1 protein-coding gene and 1 pseudogene are annotated in these 1,911 nt (G+C 38.6%); both read left to right on the plus strand.

The features are described 5' to 3' along the window. The first annotated feature begins 141 nt into the window (after window positions 1-141). Complete coding sequence (dnaA, locus tag A3735_RS19020; RefSeq protein ID WP_068507318.1) at window positions 142-1,572, plus strand: chromosomal replication initiator protein DnaA; 1,431 nt, start codon at window positions 142-144, stop codon at window positions 1,570-1,572. 81 nt (window positions 1,573-1,653) lie between these two features. Further along, a pseudogene (locus tag A3735_RS19025) lies at window positions 1,654-1,911 on the plus strand (DNA polymerase III subunit beta); the annotation flags it as partial.

Consider the following 1,911-nt stretch of genomic DNA (forward strand, 5'->3'; position numbering starts at 1 on the left):
ATATATATATAAAGTTATTAACAGGCGGTTTATTAACCTAAAAAATAGCGCTAGTAGTTACGACGTTTTACCGTTAAAATTAACCTTAATAAAAACGGTTGTATTTCCCCCTCTTTCTAAATAATAGGAATAAAGTACCAAGTGCAAACTGAAGTCTGGTCTGAGTGCTTAGAAAAGCTAAAAGAAGAATTGCCTAGTCAGCAATATAATACTTGGTTAAGGCCGCTTCAGGGGGAGTGTGTTAACGGTATACTTCAATTATATGCACCGAATAAATTCGTATTGGATTGGGTTAAAGAAAAGTTCTTACAGCGTATAAACGAATTACTTAAAGATATGGGGCATGACAAAGTCATTTCTTCCGTCAATCTAAAAATTGGCAGTCTTAAAGAAGCTGATAATAGTACAAAGCTTAAAACTGAAGACAACAGAAGAAAGCCTAGCCCTGCTTCACCTAACCAACATAGTTCTCATAAGCCTCGCGAAAGTGGTCTGTCTTCATCGAAACCTGTTGAACGGCGGGTTGAAGTTGAAGGTTCAATTATAAAACACCAAAGCTTTTTAAATCCTAATTTTACTTTTGATACTTTTGTAGAAGGTAAATCTAACCAGTTAGCACGCGCTGCTTCTGTCCAGGTAGCAGAAAATCCAGGCGGAGCTTATAACCCTTTATTTCTTTATGGTGGTGTTGGTCTGGGTAAAACTCACTTGATGCATTCTGTCGGTAATGAAATCGTTAAGAAGAATCCTAATGCTAAGGTGGTTTACCTTCATTCCGAACGATTTGTTGCCGATATGGTTAAAGCTCTGCAGATTAATGCGATCAATGAATTCAAGCGATATTACCGATCTGTTGATGCTTTGCTAATCGATGATATTCAATTCTTTGCACGTAAAGAGCGTTCGCAAGAAGAGTTTTTCCATACTTTTAATGCCTTATTAGAAGGCGGTCAGCAAATGATATTGACCTGCGATCGCTACCCTAAAGAAATTGATAATATGGAAGAACGTTTGAAGTCTCGTTTTGGCTGGGGACTTACCGTTATGGTTGAGCCGCCTGAACTAGAAACCCGTGTTGCAATTTTGATGAAAAAAGCAGAGCAGACTAAGGTTAATCTTAGTAGTGAATCGGCTTTCTTTATTGCTCAAAAGATTCGCTCCAACGTTCGTGAGCTAGAAGGGGCTTTAAAACTAGTTGCTGCCAATGCTCATTTTACAGGCGAAGAGATTACTCCGGTTTTTATTCGTGAATGTCTAAAAGACTTGCTTGCTCTACATGACAAGCAAGTTAGTATAGAAAACATACAGCGAACTGTTGCTGAGTACTATAAAATAAAGGTAGCAGATTTGTTATCGAAGCGGCGTACCCGTTCAGTTACCAGACCCAGACAGATGGCTATGGCGCTTGCAAAAGAACTAACCAATCACAGCCTGCCTGAAATAGGCGATGCTTTCGGTGGCAGGGATCATACGACTGTTTTACATGCTTGTAAGAAGGTTGTTGAATTGAAGGATAATGACCCAGGTATTCGAGAAGACCACCATAACTTTATGAGAATTTTAACGACTTAAATAAGCGTTGGGTTCTCTTTAATTACTCATATACATGATAAATTACTAACAATACTCTAGATCTAAAAGAGCAGATAAAAAATGAAATTAACTATTACTCGTGAAGAAATCCTAAGTCCTCTTCAAATTATTTCGGGTGTTGTTGAGCGAAAGCAAACCATGCCTGTGCTTTCGAATATTTTGCTTGAAGCAGAACCAGGTAAAGTAGAATTAACCGGCACCAATATGGAGGTTGAGTTAGTTTGTACGCTTAATAGCGCCGCAGTCGAGACTGCTGGAAGAATTACCTTGCCTGCACGTAAGTTAGTAGATATTTGTCACTCTTTACCAAATGATGCA

This window comes from Oleiphilus sp. HI0061, assembly GCF_001635675.1.